This window comes from Sinomonas sp. B1-1 (assembly GCF_050474465.1).
Lineage (GTDB): Bacteria > Actinomycetota > Actinomycetes > Actinomycetales > Micrococcaceae > Sinomonas > Sinomonas flava.
Window position 1 is genome coordinate 813,572 of record NZ_JBCHVF010000001.1, and the last position, 18,242, is coordinate 831,813.

16 protein-coding genes, 1 other RNA gene and 1 riboswitch are annotated in these 18,242 nt (G+C 71.7%); of the genes, 13 read left to right on the plus strand and 4 right to left on the minus strand.

The genetic code is table 11. From position 1 onward, the window contains the following. Positions 1-67 precede the first annotated feature (67 nt). From ACQ5BE_RS03810 to ACQ5BE_RS03830, 5 genes are all read left to right on the plus strand, one after another. Complete coding sequence (locus tag ACQ5BE_RS03810) at positions 68-3,913, plus strand: multifunctional oxoglutarate decarboxylase/oxoglutarate dehydrogenase thiamine pyrophosphate-binding subunit/dihydrolipoyllysine-residue succinyltransferase subunit (protein ID WP_430295543.1); 3,846 nt, start codon at positions 68-70, stop codon at positions 3,911-3,913. A gap of 123 nt (positions 3,914-4,036) precedes the next feature. Next, a complete protein-coding gene (locus ACQ5BE_RS03815; protein WP_208709251.1) occupies positions 4,037-4,639 on the plus strand; it encodes a GDSL-type esterase/lipase family protein in 603 nt (200 codons plus the stop codon). A gap of 148 nt (positions 4,640-4,787) precedes the next feature. Then, the gene (locus ACQ5BE_RS03820) at positions 4,788-5,654 is read left to right on the plus strand and encodes a DUF4097 family beta strand repeat-containing protein (protein WP_430295544.1); all 867 of its coding nucleotides are present in this window, start codon (positions 4,788-4,790) and stop codon (positions 5,652-5,654) included. A 1-nt stretch (position 5,655) separates the two neighbouring features. Beyond that, on the plus strand, positions 5,656-6,348 hold the full coding sequence (locus tag ACQ5BE_RS03825) for a PadR family transcriptional regulator (RefSeq protein ID WP_430295545.1): 693 nt from the start codon (positions 5,656-5,658) through the stop codon (positions 6,346-6,348). Between the two features lie 104 nt (positions 6,349-6,452). After that, complete coding sequence (locus ACQ5BE_RS03830) at positions 6,453-6,527, plus strand: 50S ribosomal protein bL37 (protein ID WP_369299106.1); 75 nt, start codon at positions 6,453-6,455, stop codon at positions 6,525-6,527. 148 nt (positions 6,528-6,675) lie between these two features. On the opposite strand, the gene rsrA is transcribed toward ACQ5BE_RS03830, so the two are convergent. Continuing rightward, complete coding sequence (gene rsrA / locus ACQ5BE_RS03835) at positions 6,676-6,933, minus strand: mycothiol system anti-sigma-R factor (protein ID WP_208709257.1); 258 nt, start codon at positions 6,931-6,933, stop codon at positions 6,676-6,678. After that, positions 6,930-7,610: a sigma-70 family RNA polymerase sigma factor gene (locus tag ACQ5BE_RS03840; RefSeq protein ID WP_255405232.1), complete on the minus strand. Its 681-nt coding sequence runs from the start codon at positions 7,608-7,610 to the stop codon at positions 6,930-6,932. Before ACQ5BE_RS03840 ends, rsrA begins: the two co-directional genes overlap by 4 nt. 193 nt (positions 7,611-7,803) lie before the next feature. Here ACQ5BE_RS03840 and ACQ5BE_RS03845 point away from each other — a divergent pair, with 193 nt between their 5' ends. The 8 genes from ACQ5BE_RS03845 (at position 7,804) to ACQ5BE_RS03880 (ending at position 16,336) form a co-directional block, all read left to right on the plus strand. Next, positions 7,804-8,370 carry a DoxX family protein gene (locus ACQ5BE_RS03845; RefSeq protein ID WP_430295546.1) on the plus strand — a complete coding sequence of 189 codons (567 nt, stop codon included), beginning with the start codon at positions 7,804-7,806 and terminating at the stop codon, positions 8,368-8,370. Beyond that, positions 8,367-9,692: a 3-phosphoshikimate 1-carboxyvinyltransferase gene (gene aroA, locus ACQ5BE_RS03850; protein ID WP_430295547.1), complete on the plus strand. Its 1,326-nt coding sequence runs from the start codon at positions 8,367-8,369 to the stop codon at positions 9,690-9,692. Before ACQ5BE_RS03845 ends, aroA begins: the two co-directional genes overlap by 4 nt. Next, positions 9,693-10,838 carry a ribosome small subunit-dependent GTPase A gene (rsgA, locus tag ACQ5BE_RS03855; protein ID WP_430295549.1) on the plus strand — a complete coding sequence of 382 codons (1,146 nt, stop codon included), beginning with the start codon at positions 9,693-9,695 and terminating at the stop codon, positions 10,836-10,838. Between the two features lie 65 nt (positions 10,839-10,903). Beyond that, positions 10,904-11,725, plus strand: coding sequence for a histidinol-phosphatase (hisN, locus tag ACQ5BE_RS03860; RefSeq protein WP_430295551.1), 822 nt, complete (start codon positions 10,904-10,906; stop codon positions 11,723-11,725). A gap of 76 nt (positions 11,726-11,801) precedes the next feature. Beyond that, positions 11,802-11,915: riboswitch (SAM riboswitch) on the plus strand. A 34-nt stretch (positions 11,916-11,949) separates the two neighbouring features. Continuing rightward, positions 11,950-13,371 carry an aminotransferase class V-fold PLP-dependent enzyme gene (locus ACQ5BE_RS03865; RefSeq protein ID WP_430295553.1) on the plus strand — a complete coding sequence of 474 codons (1,422 nt, stop codon included), beginning with the start codon at positions 11,950-11,952 and terminating at the stop codon, positions 13,369-13,371. 68 nt (positions 13,372-13,439) lie between these two features. Continuing rightward, positions 13,440-14,204: a class I SAM-dependent methyltransferase gene (locus tag ACQ5BE_RS03870; RefSeq protein ID WP_430295554.1), complete on the plus strand. Its 765-nt coding sequence runs from the start codon at positions 13,440-13,442 to the stop codon at positions 14,202-14,204. Positions 14,205-14,323: 119 nt separating this feature from the next. Next, a complete protein-coding gene (locus tag ACQ5BE_RS03875; RefSeq protein ID WP_430295555.1) occupies positions 14,324-15,595 on the plus strand; it encodes an Nramp family divalent metal transporter in 1,272 nt (423 codons plus the stop codon). A 15-nt stretch (positions 15,596-15,610) separates the two neighbouring features. Then, positions 15,611-16,336, plus strand: coding sequence for a metal-dependent transcriptional regulator (locus ACQ5BE_RS03880; protein ID WP_430295557.1), 726 nt, complete (start codon positions 15,611-15,613; stop codon positions 16,334-16,336). Positions 16,337-16,362: 26 nt separating this feature from the next. Here ACQ5BE_RS03880 and ACQ5BE_RS03885 read toward each other — a convergent pair whose 3' ends face one another. Further along, positions 16,363-17,754, minus strand: a complete 1,392-nt coding sequence (locus ACQ5BE_RS03885; RefSeq protein ID WP_430295558.1) for an MFS transporter — start codon at positions 17,752-17,754, stop codon at positions 16,363-16,365. A gap of 87 nt (positions 17,755-17,841) precedes the next feature. Beyond that, positions 17,842-18,210, minus strand: a transfer-messenger RNA (tmRNA) gene (gene ssrA, locus ACQ5BE_RS03890). Positions 18,211-18,242 lie beyond the last annotated feature (32 nt).

Consider the following 18,242-nt stretch of genomic DNA (forward strand, 5'->3'; position numbering starts at 1 on the left):
TGGGGCATGGCGCGCGGACCCGCGGACTTGTGCGGGCCTAAGTATCGATGGAAGAGGCGTAACTCCAGTGCCAGAACTGCCAACCCACCGCCTGCCCGAGGAATTCGGCGGCAATGAGTGGCTTGTGGACGAGCTCTACGAGCAGTACCAGCAGAACAAGAACTCCGTGGACTCCAAGTGGTGGCCGTTGTTCGAGTCGTTCGACTCGGACAGCGGCCACACGTCGAACGGCACGGCGAAGGCGCCCGCGGCCGACACGCTGACGCGGCAGATCCCCACGGTCAAGGCCCCCAACGCCTCGCCTGCGCCCGCCAAGCCTGCGGCACCGGCCGCCGCGCCGGCTGCCGCTCCCGCCAAGCCCGCGGCACCGGCCGCCGCGCCGGCCGCCGCCTCCGCTCCGGCTGCTGCCCCGGCGCCGTCGGACGCCTCGCCGAAGAAGGGCGCTGCCGCCGTCGTACGCGACGGCGCCCGGCCCTCCACGACGGGCCTGATCCCTGCCCAGCTGCCGAAGACGGCCAAGGACGAGACGATCGAGGACGACGTCGTCTCGCCGCTGCGCGGTCCGGCCAAGGCCATCGCGTCGAACATGATCACGAGCCTCGAGGTGCCCACCGCCACGACCGTGCGCGCGGTGCCCGCGAAGCTCCTCATGGACCAGCGCATCGTGATCAACAACCACCTGACGCGCGTCCGCGGCGGCAAGGTCTCGTTCACGCACCTCATCGGCTTCGCCGTGATCCGCGCGCTCAAGCTCATGCCGTCCATGAACGTCTCCTACGACGAGGTCGACGGCAAGCCGGTCGCCATCCAGCACGCGCACGTCAACTTCGGCATCGCCATTGACCTGCCGAGGCCGGACGGCTCACGCCTCCTCGTGGTCCCGAACATCAAGAAGGCCGAGACCCTCAACTTCTCGGACTTCTGGCACACCTATGAGGACCTCGTCAAGCGCTCGCGCGCGGGCAAGCTCACCGCCGACGACTACGCCGGCACCACGGTCTCCCTGACCAACCCCGGCGGCATCGGCACCGTCCACTCCGTGCCGCGCCTCTCGAAGGGCCAGGCCGCCATCATCGGCGTCGGTGCGCTCGAGTACCCGGCCGAGTTCCAGGGCAGCTCCGAGAAGATTTTGGCCCTCCAGGCCGTCGGCAAGATCATCACGCTGACCTCGACCTACGACCACCGCGTGATCCAGGGCGCGGGCTCGGGCGAGTTCCTCCGCCTCGTGCACCAGCTCCTCCTCGGGGAGCAGGGCTTCTACGACGAGATCTTCGAATCGCTGCGCATCCCCTACGAGCCGGTGCGCTGGAGCCCGGACCTCCAGGTCAACCCCGAGGACGCCATCAACAAGGTGGCCCGCATCCAGCAGCTCATCCACGCGTTCCGCGTGCGCGGCCACCTCATGGCGGACACGAACCCGCTCGAGTACGTCCAGCGCCGGCATCCGGACCTCGACGTGCTCACCTACGGCCTGACCCTGTGGGACCTCGACCGCGAGTGGCCCACCGGCGGTTTCGGCGGCCGGCCGAAGATGAAGTTCCGCGACATCCTCGGCGTGCTGCGTGACGCGTACTGCCGCACCACCGGCATCGAGTACATGCACCTGCAGGAGCCCGCCGAGCGCAAGTGGTTCCAGGACGAGCTCGAGCACCCGTACAAGAAGCCGAGCCGCGAGGAGCAGCTGCGCATCGTCTCCCGCCTGAACGCGGCCGAGGCCTTCGAGACGTTCCTGCAGACCAAGTTCGTCGGCCAGAAGCGCTTCTCCCTGGAGGGCGGCGAGTCGCTCATCCCGCTCCTGGACGCGACCCTGTCCGAGGCGGCCGAGGACGGGCTCGACGAGGTCGGTATCGGCATGGCCCACCGCGGCCGCCTCAACGTGCTGACCAACATCGCCGGCAAGACCTATGCGCAGGTGTTCCGCGAGTTCGAGGGCACGCAGGATCCGAAGAGCGTCCAGGGCTCCGGCGACGTCAAGTACCACCTCGGCACCGAGGGCACGTTCACCGCGGAGAACGGCAAGCAGACCAAGGTCTACCTCGCCGCCAACCCGTCCCACCTCGAGGCCGTCGACCCGGTCCTCGAAGGCATCGTCCGCGCCAAGCAGGACCGGCTCGACAAGGGCGAGGCGTTCCCCGTCCTGCCGATCCTCGTCCACGGCGACGCGGCGTTCGCCGGCCAGGGCGTCGTGGCGGAGACCCTCAACCTCTCGCAGCTGCGCGGCTACCGCACCGGCGGCACGATCCACATCATCGTGAACAACCAGGTCGGCTTCACGACCTCCCCGTCCGCGTCCCGCTCCTCGGTGTACTCGACCGACGTCGCGAAGATGGTCCAGGCGCCGATCTTCCACGTCAACGGCGACGATCCCGAGGCCGTGGTCCGCGTCGCCCAGATGGCGTACCGGTTCCGCCAGCGGTTCCACAAGGATGTCGTGATCGACCTCGTGTGCTACCGCCGCCGTGGGCACAACGAGGGCGACGACCCGTCGATGACCCAGCCGCTCATGTACAACCTCATCGAGGCGAAGCGCTCGGTCCGCAAGCTCTACACCGAGAGCCTGATCGGCCGCGGCGACATCACGCAGGAAGAGGCGGAGCAGCTCCTGCGCGACTACCAGGAGCGCCTCGAGCGCGTCTTCGCGGAGACCCACGCCGCGCAGACCTCGCCGATCCCGGTCATCACTGCCGACGCGAAGGCCGTCTCGGACCTCGAGCGCCCCCTCGCCCAGCAGCAGGAGGACACCGAGGTCCGCGCCCCGCGCCAGACGGCGATCAGCCGCGAGATGCTCGCCGCGATCGGCCAGGCGCACGTCCAGGTTCCCGAGGGCTTCACGGTGCACGCCAAGCTCCGCCAGCTCCTCGAGCGCCGCGAGCAGATGTCCCGCGACGGCGGGATCGACTGGGGCTTCGGCGAGATCGCGGCCTTCGGCTCGCTCACGGCAGAGGGCGTGCCCGTGCGCCTGTCGGGCCAGGACTCGCGCCGCGGCACGTTCGTGCAGCGGCACGCGGTCTTCCACGATCGCCAGACCGGCGCCGAGTGGACCCCCCTCGCGAGCCTCTCGGAGGACCAGGCGAAGCTGTCGATCTACGACTCGTCGCTCTCGGAGTACGCTGCGCTCGGATTCGAGTACGGCTACTCGGTCGAGCGTCCGGACACCCTCGTGCTGTGGGAGGCGCAGTTCGGCGACTTCGTCAACGGCGCGCAGACGATCATCGACGAGTTCATCTCCTCGGCGGAGCAGAAGTGGGGCCAGCGGTCCTCGCTCGTCATGCTCCTCCCCCACGGCTACGAGGGCCAGGGCCCGGACCACTCGTCCGCCCGGATCGAGCGCTTCCTCCAGCTGTGCGCCGAGGACAACATCATCGTCGCCCAGCCGAGCACGCCGGCGTCGCACTTCCACCTCCTGCGCCGCCAGGCGTTCAGCCGGCCCCGCAAGCCGCTGGTGGTGTTCACGCCGAAGCAGCTCCTGCGCCTCAAGGGCGCCGCGTCGAGCGTCGAGGACTTCACGGAGGGCACGTTCCGTCCCGTGATCGGCGAGCACGAGCAGCTCGATGCGAACGCTGTGGACCGGGTCATCCTGGTCTCCGGCCGCCTCTACTACGACCTGCTGTCCTCCCGGACCAAGGCCAAGGACACCAAGACGGCGATCGTCCGCGTCGAGCAGCTCTACCCGCTGCCCGAGGAGGAGATCAAGGCCGAGCTCGCCAAGTACCCGAACGCCGAGGTCGTGTGGGCGCAGGACGAGCCTGCGAACCAGGGCCCGTGGCCGTACATGGCGATCACGCTCGCCCCGGTGCTCGAGCGCCGCATCCGCCTCGTGTCACGCGCTGCCTCGGCCGCGACGAGCGCGGGCTCGATGAAGCGCCACGCAGCGGAGCAGGACATCCTCGTCCGCGAGGTGTTCACGCGCTGACGCCAGGCTGAAGCCAGGCACGACGGCGGCCGGTCCCCAGACGCGGGGACCGGCCGCCGTCGTTCGCTAGACTCGGAAGCCGAGAGCAGGGGCGGCAGCGGCCGCGACGACGAGGGAGAGTGGATGGCGCACGAGAGGAAGCTTCGCCTCGCGGCGATCGGAGACGAGCTGCTCGCAGGCAATGGGGACCCCCGCGCGCTCGGGTGGTTCGGCCGGGTCCTCGCCCGGACACCGCGGGAGGAACTGACCCTCGAGTCGTACGTCCTCGCGGCCCCCCTCGAAGGAACCGAAGGCCTCGCCGCCCGCTGGGAGGGCGAGACGCTCCGCCGCTTCGGCGAGGGCTTCGAGAACCGCCTCGTGATCGGCCTGTCCGGCCGCGACATCGAATTCGGCATCTCCCCCGCCCGCAGCCGGCTCAACGTGGCCAACATCCTCGACTCGGCGCAGCAGAACAGCGCGGAGGTGTTCGTCGTAGGCCCTCCGCCGACCCTGGATCCGGCGCGGAACCGCCGCCTCGCGGAGCTCAACACGGCCTTCGCGGACGTCACCACCCGCCGCAACCACTACTACGTGGACACCTTCTCCCCCCTGCTGAACCACGAGCAGTGGCGCGGCGACCTTGCCGCCAATGCGGGCGCCCCCGGGCAGGCGGGCTACGGCCTCATCGCCTGGCTCGTGCTGCACCGCGGCTGGTTCCCCTGGCTGCGCCTGCCCCAGCCGCAGTAGGGCGCCTCCTCGGGCAATGCCGCTGGCGGGGAGCCCCTCACGGCACCCGCCGGCGGCAGGGAATCCGGCCCCGGGCCTTGCCCTGCCCGAGAACGCGATATATCGTGATCGTGTCAACGCGATATATCGTGATCCCGGAGGAGGGGCCATGCCCACCGAAAGCTGGTCAGTGACGGAACCCCAGACCATCGACATCGAGGCAGTGTCCTCCCTGCGGGCCGGCATCATCGCCGGGCGCCTCGACGTCATCGCGCACGACGGCGAGGGCGTTCGCGTGGAGGTCGCGGAGGTCAGCGGCGAACCCCTCGTCGTGACCCTCACCGAGGGCCGGCTCGAGGTCCGGCACCGCGAGGACGGCGCGCAGGGCTGGTTCAAGAGCATGCTCGGAACCATCAGCGGCGCAACCCAGAACACCGCGATCGTGAGCATCGCGCTGCCCGCCCGTGTCCCCGTCGAGGTCGGGACGGTCACCGGCGACGGGCTCGTCTCGGGAACCGGCCCTGTCACGAAGCTCAACACCGTCTCCGGCTCGGTCCTCGCCGACGGCACCCAGGGCGAGCTCCACATCAATACGGTCTCAGGCGAGGTCATCGCGCGCGGCCACGAAGGCCTCCTGACCGCGAAGACAGTCTCGGGCGAGGTCACCGCCTCCGGGGAGCTGAACCACGTGCGCGCCAACTCCGTCTCCGGGGACCTGTCATTCGACTCGGCAGGCACCATGCAGGACATCGGGGCCAACACAGTCAGCGGCGCCCTGACCGTCCGCATCCCGCACGGCGTAGGGCTCGACCTCGGCGTGCGCACCTCCTCGGGCCGCGTCGTCGTGGACGACGAGCGCTTCACGATCCTCGGCGGCAAGATCGCGGCGAACCTCGGTCCGGAAGGGCAGCGCATACGCCTGCGCGCCAACACCGTCTCGGGGGACGTTGCCGTCGTCCACGCCGCGGCGCCCTCGGACCCAGCCCCCGAGGCTCCCCCGGCAGCCCAGGAGCCGGGCCGCGGAACGGAGGACTGAGATGGTCCCACCTGTCTTCGCCCACGGTGCCCTGCGCCTGTACCTCCTTGCGCTCCTCGAGGACGGGCCCAAGCACGGCTACGAGATCATCAGGGCGCTCTCCGAGCGCTTCGGCGGCACCTACTCGCCCAGCGCCGGGACCGTCTACCCGCGGCTCTCCAAGCTCGAGGAGGAGGGACTGGTCGCGACTGCGCCCGAGGGCCGGCGGACGGTGTACTCGATCACCGACTCCGGCCGCGCCGAGCTCGAAGAGCGCCGCGGCGAGCTCGCGGACGTCGAAGAGGACATCTCCGCATCCGTGCGACGCCTCGCCGACTCGCTGCGCGAGGAGCTGCGGGCGAGCATGCGCGGCCTCAGGGCGGACCTGGCCGCGACGGCCGAGACGGCGCGCAGGTCGGCCCAGCGCAGCAGCGCACCGCCGTGGGGCGTCGGCGGCTCGGGGGGCGCCGGCGCACGCCCGACCGATGACGGTCCGGCGGGCCGCACCCCTGCGGCCGGCCGCGCCGAGCAGGTGCGGGAGAACGCGGGACGCCTCGCCGAGGCCGAGATGCTCGTGCAGGCCTTCCGCGACGACCTCCGCGTCGAGCTGCGCGCACACGCGGCCGCCCACCCGATCACCGAGATCACGGTCGAGGCCCTGCGCGCGGCCCTCGAATCGACCCGCGCCGCGATCCGCGCAGCCCTCCGGCCCTAGCCCGGTTGGGCGCTGGGGTGCCGAATGTGGGAGACTGGACGACGGCCTTCTGGGCCACCCGGCCCACGCGGGCCACACAGTCCGTCGAGAGAAGGAGGCCAGCCATGAGCAAGCGTGCACGCAAGCGCCGTGACCGCAAGCGCGGCGGCGCGAACCACGGCAAGCGCCCCAACACCTAAAGGCGCAGCCGCGGACAGCAGGAGGCCCCGGACACTTGTCCGGGGCCTCCTGTGCGTCCGTCGGCCGCTGGCGTCAGCTGCCCGCTCCGCTGGTACTTCGGGGACCTCACCCTGCCATTCAGGACTGGGCGATTCAGGACTGGGCGATTCAGGACTGCGCGCGCAGGGTGTGGATCTTGTCCAGGATCGAGGTCTTGAGGGCGGCGGGCGCCTGCTCGTGGCAGCTGCGCTTCATGGCCGAGCGGATCATGCACTCGAGGTCGTGCTCCTCGAGGCAGTCCGGGCACGTCTCGAGGTGGGTGCGGATCTCGGCCACGTCGTGCGCGGGAAGGGCGCCGTCGAGGTACTCGTACAGTCGCTGGAGCCGGCTTTCGTCGCAGTCCCCCAGCCCTTGGCAATCGCTCATTGTTCCTTCTCCTGAGATGCTGCGGTGCGGGCGCCCGCGAATCCTCGCTCGGCGGCGTAGTCGGCGAGCCTGTCGCGCAGCATCTTCCGCCCGCGGTGGAGCCGGCTCATGACCGTGCCTATGGGTGTGTTCATGATCTCCGAGATCTCCTTGTACGCGAAGCCCTCCACGTCCGCGAAGTACACCGCGAGGCGGAACTCCTCGGGGATGGACTGCAGGGCTTCCTTGACGTCGGAGTCGGGGAGGTGGTCGAGCGCCTCTGCCTCGGCGGACCTCAGTCCGGTGGAGGTGTGCGACTCGGCGCGGGCGAGCTGCCAGTCCTCGACGGTGTCGGTGGCCGCCTTCTGCGGTTCCCGCTGGCGCTTCCTGTAGAGGTTGATGTACGTGTTCGTCAGGATCCGGTACAGCCAGGCCTTCAGGTTCGTGCCCGGCTTGTACTGGTGGAACGCTGCGAAGGCCTTCGCATAGGCCTCCTGGACGAGGTCCTCCGCGTCCGCGGGGTTCCGCGCCATCCGCATGGCAGCGGAGTACAGCTGATCGACGTACTGCATCGCGTCCCGCTCGAAGCGGTCGCGGCGCTCATCGTCCGACTCGGCGGCGACGTCCGGGGCCGCGGCGCCCACGGCACCTGTCCCGTCGTCGGCGGCCTTCGGCTCGCGGGGCTCGACACTGCTCATTGCCGACCAGTCTACTGTCGGGGCAGTCACGGGGCGGTCGAGGACCAGCACGGTGGCTCCTTCCAGTGGACGACGGGCGGCGGCTTTCGCTGACGGACGTGAGGCACAACGCCGCGTCCGCGCGAAAATATTCCGCAAAGGTGCGAGACTGGGGACGCATCTGACGACGTCACCGACTCTTGCAGGAGGCTCCATGTCCGCAGTCCGATTCCTCGCCCGGCCGCTTCTGGCGTCGTCATTCATCGTCGCTGGCGCGGACAAGCTGAAGAACGCGGACGACACGGCGGAACAGCTGTCTCCGGTGCTCCGCCGCGCGGCCGACGCACTGCCCGTGCGCGTGGACGAGAAGACGCTGGCCCGGGCGATCGGCGGGAGCCAGATCGCCGCGGGCGTCCTGTTCGCCCTGGGCAAGGCGCCACGGCTGTCGGCGTCGGTCCTCGCCCTCACCAGCGCGCTCACCGCGTTCGTCGAGTGGCGCTCAGCGGACATCGGCTCTCCCGAGGGCCGCGCGGCGCGCCGCTCCGGGCTGCTGAAGAACCTCTCGCTCGCAGGCGGGGTCCTGCTCGCCGCGGTGGACACCGACGGCCGGCCCTCCGTCGCGTGGCGCGCGCAGCACCTCGCCGCCGACACCGCGAAGGCCGGCCGCCGCCAGCTCGCCCGGGCCGACAAGGCCGCGCACAAGGCCGCCAAGCGCGCCGAGCGCACGGTGCGGAACGTCGCCAAGGGGGCCTCGGAGACCGCCTCGGGCGTGCTCGCGTGACCCCTCCTGCCTGGCCCGCCCCGTTCGCCGCCGGCCCGGTCGACGCGACAGTCACCGTTCCGGGTTCGAAGTCCCTCACGAACCGATACCTCGTGCTGGCGGCTCTCGCGGACGGGCCAAGCAGGCTCCGCGCGCCACTCCACTCGCGCGACTCCGCACTCATGGTCGCGGCGCTCCGGGCGCTCGGGGCGACGGTGACCGAGGTGCCCGGCGACGGCGAGTACGGCCCCGACCTCGAGATCACTCCGATCCCCACCGGCGCCGACGCCCCGGGTCTGGGACGGACCGAGGTCGACTGCGGCCTCGCCGGCACCGTGATGCGCTTCGTCCCGCCGCTCGCCGCGCTCGTCCGCGGTGAAGTCGCGTTCGACGGCGACCCCCATGCCCGGGTCCGCCCCATGGGACCGGTCATCGACGCGCTCGCAGCCCTCGGCGTCGCCGTCTCCTCGTCGGGCCCGGACTCCGCTGGCACGCCGACGTCGCTGCCGTTCACGGTGCGCGGCGCCGGTACGGTGCCCGGCGGGCACGTGGTCGTCGACGCGTCGGGGTCGAGCCAGTTCGTCTCGGCGCTCCTCCTCGTGGGCGCCCGCTTCGAGCACGGCCTGCACCTCGAGCACGTGGGCAAGCCCGTGCCGAGCCTCGACCACATCTCCATGACGGTCGAGGTGCTGCGGGGCGTCGGGGTGGAGGTCGACGACTCCGTGCCCAACCACTGGCACGTCACGCCAGGGACCATCCGCGCCTTCGACGTGCGCATCGAGCAGGACCTCTCCAATGCGGGGCCCTTCCTCGCGGCGGCCCTCGCGACGCACGGCACCGTCCGGATTCCCAACTGGCCCGAGCACACGACGCAGGTCGGCGACGCGTGGCGGCGGATCCTCCCGCAGCTCGGGGCCACGGTGACGCTCGACGGCGGGACGCTCACCGTCACGGGCGGCGAGCGGATCACGGGCGCCGAGCTGGCGGACACGAGCGAGCTTGCCCCGACCGTGGCGGCGCTGTGCGCGCTGGCCGGTTCGCCGTCGCGCCTCACCGGCATCGCGCACCTGCGCGGGCACGAGACGGACCGCCTCGCGGCGCTCGTCGCAGAGATCACGCGGCTCGGCGGCGACGCCGAGGAGACCGAGGACGGGCTGGTGATCAGGCCTGCCCCGCTGCACGGCGGCGTCGTGCGCAGCTACGCGGACCACAGGATGGCAACGGCCGGCGCAATCTGGGGCCTCGCCGTCCGGGGCGTCGAGGTGGAGGACATCGCGACGACGTCCAAGACGATGCCCGAGTTCCCCCAGATGTGGGCGAGGATGCTCGGCCAGGGAGCCTGAGTGGCCAAGCGCGAATGGGACGAGAGCGACGTCCGGATCCGCCCCAACAAGCGCGGCAGCCGGCCGCGCACGAAGGAGCGGCCGAGCCACGACGACGCCGTCCGGGGCAGGATCGTCACGGTGGACCGCGGGCGCTACACGGCGATCGTGGCCGAGGACTCGTCTGAGGAACGGGTCGTCGTCGCGGCGCGGGCGCGCGAGCTGCGGCGCACCCCGGTGGTCGCCGGGGATTTCGTCGCGCTCGTCGGAGACGTGAGCGGGCGTCCGGACACGCTCGCCAGGCTCGTGCGCGTCGAGGAGCGGCAGACCGTCCTGCGCCGCAGCGCGGACGACACAGACCCCATCGAGCGCGTCGTGGTCGCCAACGCCGATCAGCTCGTGATCGTGGTGGCGGCCGCCAACCCCGAGCCCCGCACAGGCTTCATCGACCGGGCCCTCGTCGCCGCCTACGACGCCGGGATCGAGCCGCTCCTGCTCGTCACCAAGGCGGACCTGAAGGACCCGGCCCCGCTCCTGGCGACCTACGAGCACCTTCCGCTGACCGTCGTCGTGAGCCGCACCGCCGAGACGGACGAGGCCCCGGCGGACGACGCCCCGGCGGATGAGGCAGCAGCGGGCGCCGGCATCGATGCGCGAGGGGCTGACGGCTCCTCGGCCCGGCTGGACGCGGAGGCCGTCGCGGAGCTGCGCGCGGAACTCGACGGGCACGTGACGGTGCTGCTCGGCCATTCGGGTGTGGGCAAGTCGACCATGGTCAACGCGCTCACCGGCGCCGACCGGGCCACCGGAGGCGTGAACGCCGTGACCGGGCGCGGTCGCCACACCTCGTCGTCGGCGCTTGCCCTCCGCCTCTCCGAGGCTCCGCCGGGGAGCTGGATCATCGACACCCCGGGGATCCGGTCGTTCGGCCTCGCGCACGTGGACCCGGACCGGATCCTGCACGCCTTCGCCGACCTCGAACCGGGCACCGCGGCGTGCGAGCGGGGCTGCCGCCACGACGCCGCGGCTGTCGGCTGCGGGCTCGACGCGTGGGTCGCAGAGGGCAACGCGGGCGACGCCGGTCCGGCCCGCCTCGCGTCGCTGCGCCGTCTGCTCGGCAGCGGCTCGCGCGAGGAGGCGCAGGACGCCAAGGAGCTCGGCGCATAGCGGGCCCCCGTCTTCCACGCGGAGCCTCCCGCTCCGGCAGGGCGCGAAGCGATAGCGTGGGGTCCATGACGCAAGCGCCCGAGACGTACAACGACGACCTCCGGCTGGCCCACGTGCTGGCGGACTCGGTCGATGCCCAGACCATGGAGCGGTTCAAGGCCCTCGACCTCAAGGTCGACACGAAGCCCGACCTCACGCCGGTGACGGACGCGGACCGGGCGGCGGAGGAGGCCATCCGCGGCCAGCTTGCCCGCTCCAGGCCTCGGGACGCCGTGGTCGGCGAGGAGTTCGGCACGACGGGGCACGGGGCGCGCCGGTGGATCATCGACCCGATCGACGGCACGAAGAACTTCGTCCGCGGCGTGCCCGTGTGGGCCACCCTCATCGCCCTCGCGGACGGCGATGAGATCGTCATGGGCGTGGTGAGCGCGCCGGCCCTCGGCCGCCGGTGGTGGGCGGTGAAGGGAGCCGGCGCCTATACCGGCCGCTCGCTCGCCTCGGCGACGCGCCTGAAGGTCTCCAATGTGGCGCGGCTCGAGGACGCCTCGCTCTCGTACTCCTCGCTCTCGGGATGGAAGGAGCGAGGGAGCCTCGACGGCTTCATCGGCCTCACCGAGGACGTGTGGAGGACGCGAGCGTACGGGGACTTCTGGTCGTACTGCCTCGTCGCGGAGGGAGCTGTCGACATCGCCACCGAGCCCGAGCTCGCCCTGTACGACATGGCGGCCCTGGTTCCGATCGTGAAGGAGGCGGGCGGGCGCTTCACGTCCCTGGACGGGGAGGACGGCCCGTGGGGCGGGAACGCCCTCGCGACCAACGGGATCCTCCATTCGGAGGTCCTCGGCCGTCTCAACCCCGAGCGCGAGCCCGTCTCGGAGGCGCCCTGACACGCGCTGTCACAATGCGACACGCTCGACGGCCACGGATGCACCCTCCGCACCCCGTGGCCTAGTCTCGTGGACAGGTCACGAGTGCCAGCGCTAAACCCCGGTTTGCTGGCCGGCAACCCTCCCACCGCGGCGGGGTGCCCCGGGTGACGACCAGGCCGGTCCGGAGCGGACCCGGCAAGCGCGGACCCGCCACGGGTCCCTCACGGTCACGAGGAATGCCGATGAGCCCTGTCCTGCCCTCCCTGCTGCACGCCGTCGACACAGCCGTCGGCACGAGCGCCACCCCGCCCCACCGGTACGCCGACGCGCTCGAGCCGCTGCTCGCCGTCGTGGGCGACGACCTGCGCGCGCCGCTCGTGGGCGGCGGCGAGGTCCGGTACGCGAACCTCGACTACGCGGCCTCCGCCCCGTCGCTCGCTGCCGTTGCCGACCATCTCACCGAGGTCCTGCCGTTCTACGCGAGCGTCCACCGGGGTGCGGGGTATGCGTCGCAGATCAGCACGAGCCTGTATGAGAATGCCCGCGGGACCGTCCGCAGGTTCATCCGGGCACGGCCCGACGACGCGGTGGTGTTCACGCGCAACACGACGGACTCCCTCAACCTGCTGGCCGGATGCGTCCCGGCCGGGAGCGAGGTCCTGTACCTGGACATCGAGCACCATGCGAACCTCCTGCCCTGGCAGGCGCGCCCGCACCGCAGCGTCGTCGCCGCGCCCAGCCTGGCCGAGACCCTCGAGCGGGTCCGGAACTCGCTGTCCGACGGCGGCGTGGGCCTCCTCGCGGTCACGGGCGCCTCCAATGTCACGGGCGAAGTCCTCCCCATCGCCGAACTCGCCGCGATCGCGCACGAGCACGGTGCCCGGATCGTCGTCGACGCAGCCCAGCTGGCTCCGCACCGCCGGATCAACATGGCCGCCGCAGGGACGTGCGGGGAGATCGACTACCTGGCGTTCTCGGGCCACAAGCTCTACGCGCCGTTCGGCAGCGGCGTCCTCGTGGGCCGCGCCGACTGGCTCGACGCCGGCACTCCCCACCTTGCCGGCGGCGGCGCCGTTCGGGAGGTGCGCCTCGACGCGGTCGCCTGGGCGGACGGTCCGGCCCGGCACGAGGCCGGCTCCCCCAACGTCCTCGGGGCGGCCACCCTCGCCCGGGCGGCCGAGGTCCTCGGCTCCCTCGACGAGGCCGCGTGGCAGCGGCACGAGCAGCAGCTGCGTGCCGCGCTCCTGGAGGGGCTCGCGGAGATCGACGCCGTCACCGTCCACCGGCTGTTCGACGACTCCGAGGAGGCTATCGGCGTCGTGAACTTCTCGGTGGCCGGCCACGACGCCGGGCTGGTGGCCGCCTGCCTCTCGGCAGAGCACGGCGTGGGGCTGCGCGACGGCCGGTTCTGCGCGCACCCGCTCCTGAAGCGCCTCGGGCTGCCGTCGGGCTCGCTGCGCGCGAGCTTCGGGGTCGGGTCCCGGCTGGAGGACGTCGAGCGCCTTGTGGCGGGAGTGCGAGGGCTCGTCGAGGACGGGCTCGGGATCGACTACGCGGTCGACGCCGGCCGGTGGGTGCCCGCCCACGACTCGCGGCCCTTCCCCGCATGGGCGCCCAACACTCCCGGCACCGCGGGCGCAGCCCCCTGTCTCACGGACTCCTGACCCCGCCGGGGGCGCCGCTGCCCACGCCGCAATAGAGTGGGCTCGGCAGTTCACGAGGGAGGCAGGGAATGGCACGCGGCGGGCCGAAGCTGGACGACGCACGACGGCGCGAGCTCGCCAGCGCGTTCGAGGCCGGCGGGGCGCACTATGAGAGGGTCCGGCCAGGGTACCCCGCGGAGGCGGTGGCGTGGCTCGTCCCCGAGGGCGCGGAGACCGCGGTCGACCTCGGGGCCGGCACGGGCAAGTTCACGGGCCTCCTGACCCGGCAGGGGCTCGAGGTCACCGCCGTGGACCCGTCCGCGGACATGCTCGCCGAACTCGGCCGCCGCTACCCGGGGGTGCACTGCGTCGTCGCGCCTGCCGAGTCCACTGGGCTTCCCGACGGCTGCGCGGACCTCGTCGTCGCGGCCCAGGCCTGGCACTGGTTCGATGCCAAGGCCGCCACGCGGGAGGCCGTGCGGCTCCTGCGCCCCGGCGGCCGGGCGGGCCTCGTCTGGAACCAGCTCGACACGGCGGTGCCGTGGGTGCACCGGCTCTCCCGCATCATGCACGCCGGCGATGTCCACAAGCCCGACTACCACCCGCCGTCGGGCCCCGAGCTCACGGGCTGGGAGTCTGCTGTCATCCGGTGGGAGGACCCCATCACGCCGGAGGGCATCGTGGACCTGACCAAGTCGCGCAGCTACTACCTCCGCGCCGATGCGCGCCACCGCGCCAAGGTCGAGTCGAACCTCGCGTGGTACCTCTTCGAGCACCTCGGGCACAGCCCCGGCGAGGTCCTCGCGCTCCCCTATCTGACCCAGGTCTGGCGCGCCGTCCCGTCCCCCGCATAGCGGGCGGAAGGGGCCAGCCGCTTGCCCTCATCTTCTGGGCCGCCTAAGGTTTAGGCAGACCGAAAAGAGGTTCCGAGGGCTGGCTAACACCTTTGGAGCCCGCAGCAGAGAGGCTGAAGGTGAGCAGGACGGTGAAGGCGACCGAGCGGCTGCCTGGGGCGACGCCCCGGTGGGCGATGCTCATGGGGACTCTCGGACCCGCGTTCGTCGCGTCCGTCGCGTACGTGGACCCGGGGAACGTCGCCGCGAACCTCACTGCAGGCGCCCGGTACAGCTACCTGCTCGTGTGGGTACTCGTCCTCGCCAACGCCATGGCGATGCTCATCCAGTACCAGTCCGCCAAGCTGGGCGTGGTCACCGGGCGCACCATGCCCGAAATCCTGGGCGGGCGCCTGCGCCCGGCAGCGCGCAGGCTGTACTGGGCGCAGGCCGAAATCGTGGCGCTCGCGACGGACCTCGCAGAGGTCGTCGGGGGCGCGCTCGCCCTGCACCTCCTCTTCCAGGTGCCGCTTCCGCTGGGCGCCGTCATCGTCGGCGCCGTGTCCATGGCGATCCTGGCCATCCAGGACTTCCGGACGCAGCAGCGCTTCGAGCTCGCCATCGTGGGGCTCCTGGCCGTCATCACCATCGGCTTCCTCACAGGTCTGGCACTGAGCCCCCCAGCGCCCTCGGGCGTCGTCGCGGGCCTTCTGCCGCGCTTCGACGGCCCCGACTCCGTCCTGCTCGCGGCCTCGATGCTCGGCGCCACGGTCATGCCCCACGCCATCTACGTCCATTCAGCGCTGGCGAGGGACCGGCACCGCAGCGATCCTGCCGAGGAATTCACCGGGGCGGCCATCCGCCGCCTCCTGCGCGGCACCCGGGTCGACGTCGTCGTCGCCCTCGGCGTTGCCGGCGTCGTGAACATCGGCATGCTCCTCCTCGCGGCCTCGACGCTGGCCGGGGACGAGGGCACCGACTCGATCGAGGGAGCGCACGCCGCGATCCAGTCGGCCCTCGGCCCGGCCGTGGGTGCGATCTTCGCCCTGGGCCTCCTCGCCAGCGGCCTCGCCTCGACCGCGGTGGGCGCGTATGCGGGAGCGACCATCATGGAGGGGCTGCTCGAACGCCGGATCCCCCTCGTGCTGCGCCGGTCCATCACGCTCATCCCCTCGATCGTCGTCCTCGCGCTGGGCGTGGACCCGACGTGGTCCCTGGTCGTGAGCCAGGTCGTGCTCAGCTTCGGCATCCCCTTCGCCCTGATCCCGCTCATCCGCCTCGGTTCCTCGAAGTCGGTCGTGGGCGAGTACGCGATGCGGCTCCCCCTGGCGGTCGCGTCCTGGACGAGCGCCGCGCTCGTCGTCGCGCTGAACATCGTGCTCCTGTGGCTCACCTTCGCCGCGGGGCCCTGAGGGTAGGCTGGACGGGTGAAGAGCGCTCCCTCGTCCTCGATCGAGGACTACGTGAAGGTCATCTACACCTTCACCGAATGGCAGGACAGGCCCATCACGTCGTCGCAGCTGGCCGCACGGCTGGGCGTGGCGAACTCATCGGTTTCCGAGATGGTCCGCAAGCTCAGGGAACAGGGCCTCGTGGACCACCGCCCCTACGGAGCCGTGCGGCTCACCGAGGAGGGGCGCGCGCTCGCCCTGACCATGGTCCGCCGGCACCGCCTCCTCGAGACCTTCCTGGTCCGCGAGCTCGGCTACAGGTGGGACGAGGTCCACGACGAGGCCGAGCAGATCGAGCATGCGGTGTCCGACCTTTTCGTCGACCGGCTCTCCGCGAAGCTCGGGCACCCCGTCCGCGACCCGCACGGTGACCCCATCCCGACGGCGGACGGGCGGACAGAACGGCCCAGCGCCCACGTCCTGAGCGAGCTCGATGCCGGCCATCGCGGGCGCATCACGCGGATCAGCGACGACAATCCGGAGCTCCTGCGCTACCTCGCGGCGGAGCGGATCGTCCTCGACGCCGACCTCGAGGTGGTGCGGCGCAAGCCGTTCGGCGGACCGCTGGTCGTGAGGCTCGGCGGAGCGGGCGATGCGCGCGAGGTCGACGTCGCGGACGAGATCGCCGAGGCGGTATGGGTCCACAGCGACACCGTGCATGCCGGCTGCACCCTGGCCGCGTCCGCCCACCACGGAGGCTGAGCCGGGCCCTACCGCCGGCTCCGGCTTCACGCCTCCCGGCTGGCCGGCTCGGCAGTGGTGCTGGCCGCGGGGATCCAGACCGCCGAGGTGGCGGCTGCGAGGGCGAGGAGCGCTGCGGTGACCGCAGCCGCCCGGGCGAACCCCGCGTCGTCGAGCGCGCCGCCGACGATCGCCCCGGACGCACCGATTGCGACGAGCGAGGCGATGCGGGCGACCGCGTTGTTGACCGCAGAACCCGCACCCTCTGCCCCCGCGGGCACGGCGGAGAGCACGGTCGTCGTCAGGGGGGCGACCATGAGCGCCAGCCCGATCCCCAGCAGGACCATGGGGCCGAAGACATCCCTGAGGTACACGAGCGGAGGCTGGGCGAGGGCGAGCCAGGCAAAGCCCACGGCCGCCACGGCTGGCCCCACGGACATGGGAAGCCGGGGGCCCCGTCGGGCCGCCAGCCTGGCCGACCGTCCCGACAGGAACAGCATGGGGACGGTGCTCGGGAGCATGCCCAGCCCGGCCAGGAACGCGCTCAGCCCCATCCGCTGCTGGAGATACAGCCCGACGATGAAGGAGCCTAGGCCGAGAGCGCCATAGGCCCAGAAGGTCGCCGCGTTCCCCGCCGAGAAGGCCGGCTCGCGGAAGAGCCCCAAGGGCATCTGCGGGTCTGCGGAGGACCGCTGGCGCACCAGGAACACCGCGACCAGGGCCGAGCCGCCCGCGAGGGAGACGATCACCGCCGGATCCGCGAAGCCGGTTCCCGCCGCCACGATGAGGCCGAGCACGAGGGCACCCAGGCCGCCCACGCTGAGGGCCGCGCTCGCGACGTCGAAGGGTGCCTCCCGCCGCGGCGGACGGATGGCGCGTCGGCGCAGTCGCGCCAGCGGGCGCCACATGATGGCCGCAGGGACCACGTTGACGAGGAAGACGAGCCGCCAGCTCCCGAGGTCGACCGCGGCGCCGCCCACGAAGGGCGCCGCGACGCTCGCCGCGGAGATCCAGGCGGTCCATTGGGCGATCAGCCGCAGCCGGGTCGTCCCGTGGGCGGCCGCCGTGATGAGCGCGAGCGCGCTCGGCGTGATCACCGCCCCTGCCGCGCCCTGGGCGAGCCGGCCGGCCACGAGGACCCAGCCCTCGGGCGCGAGGCCGCACACGAGCGAGGTGAGCGTGAACCAGAGCGTCCCGGCGGCGAGCACCCGTTCGGTGCCGAAGCGGTCGGCCACGGCGCCGGCGGCGAGCAGGAGCGCCCCGAGGGTCAGGAGGTAGCCGTCCATGACCCACTGCTGGAGCACGAGGCCGCCGCCGAGCTCGCGCTCGACCGCGGGAAGCGCCAGCCCGACGCCCTGCCCGTCGAGGATCACGAGGCAGCTCGAGGCAACCGCCACGCCGAGGACGCGGCGCAGGCCCCGGGGCTCGCGCGGACGCACAGCCCCATACTGCCCTCCGGGACGGCTTGGGCACGAGGGGCGGACGCACGAGGACCCCGGCCTGATGGCCGGGGTCCTCGTGCGACAGAGTGGAGATGGGGGGAATTGAACCCCCGTCCGGTGCGGTTTTGCCAGGTATTCTCCGGGCGCAGTGTGCGTCGGGTTTTCTCGGCCCCAGCCATCAAGCACACCAGTGGCTGACCCGGGCCCAGTCGTCTGAATGTCCCAGCAGCCCCGACGACGAGGGCTGCCAGCAGTGGCTATCTAATCGACGCCAGGATCCGGGGCGATAGCAATCCCGGGCTGACGGACTTGCTCGCTACTTAGGCAGCGAGAGCGAAGTCAGTGCGCTTAGACTTGGCACTTATTGTTTTGCAGAGAGCGTTGACGAGATGACTCTGCATCCTCGGCCCGCTTCCCCTGTCTCGACCTACACCGTCGAAACCGATCATCCCCGTATGTGGTTGTCAAACCTCGGGCAACCCCTG

Excerpts from the sequence above, each read along its gene's own strand:
- ACQ5BE_RS03815 (WP_208709251.1), top strand. The coding sequence starts at position 4,037 with ATGGCGCACGAGAGGAAGCTTCGCCTCGCGGCGATCGGAGACGAGCTG.
- ACQ5BE_RS03820 (WP_430295544.1), top strand. The coding sequence starts at position 4,788 with ATGCCCACCGAAAGCTGGTCAGTGACGGAACCCCAGACCATCGACATC.
- ACQ5BE_RS03825 (WP_430295545.1), top strand. The coding sequence starts at position 5,656 with ATGGTCCCACCTGTCTTCGCCCACGGTGCCCTGCGCCTGTACCTCCTT.
- rsrA (WP_208709257.1), bottom strand. The coding sequence starts at position 6,933 with ATGAGCGATTGCCAAGGGCTGGGGGACTGCGACGAAAGCCGGCTCCAG.
- ACQ5BE_RS03840 (WP_255405232.1), bottom strand. The coding sequence starts at position 7,610 with ATGAGCAGTGTCGAGCCCCGCGAGCCGAAGGCCGCCGACGACGGGACA.
- ACQ5BE_RS03845 (WP_430295546.1), top strand. The coding sequence starts at position 7,804 with ATGTCCGCAGTCCGATTCCTCGCCCGGCCGCTTCTGGCGTCGTCATTC.
- hisN (WP_430295551.1), top strand. The coding sequence starts at position 10,904 with ATGACGCAAGCGCCCGAGACGTACAACGACGACCTCCGGCTGGCCCAC.
- ACQ5BE_RS03865 (WP_430295553.1), top strand. The coding sequence starts at position 11,950 with ATGAGCCCTGTCCTGCCCTCCCTGCTGCACGCCGTCGACACAGCCGTC.
- ACQ5BE_RS03870 (WP_430295554.1), top strand. The coding sequence starts at position 13,440 with ATGGCACGCGGCGGGCCGAAGCTGGACGACGCACGACGGCGCGAGCTC.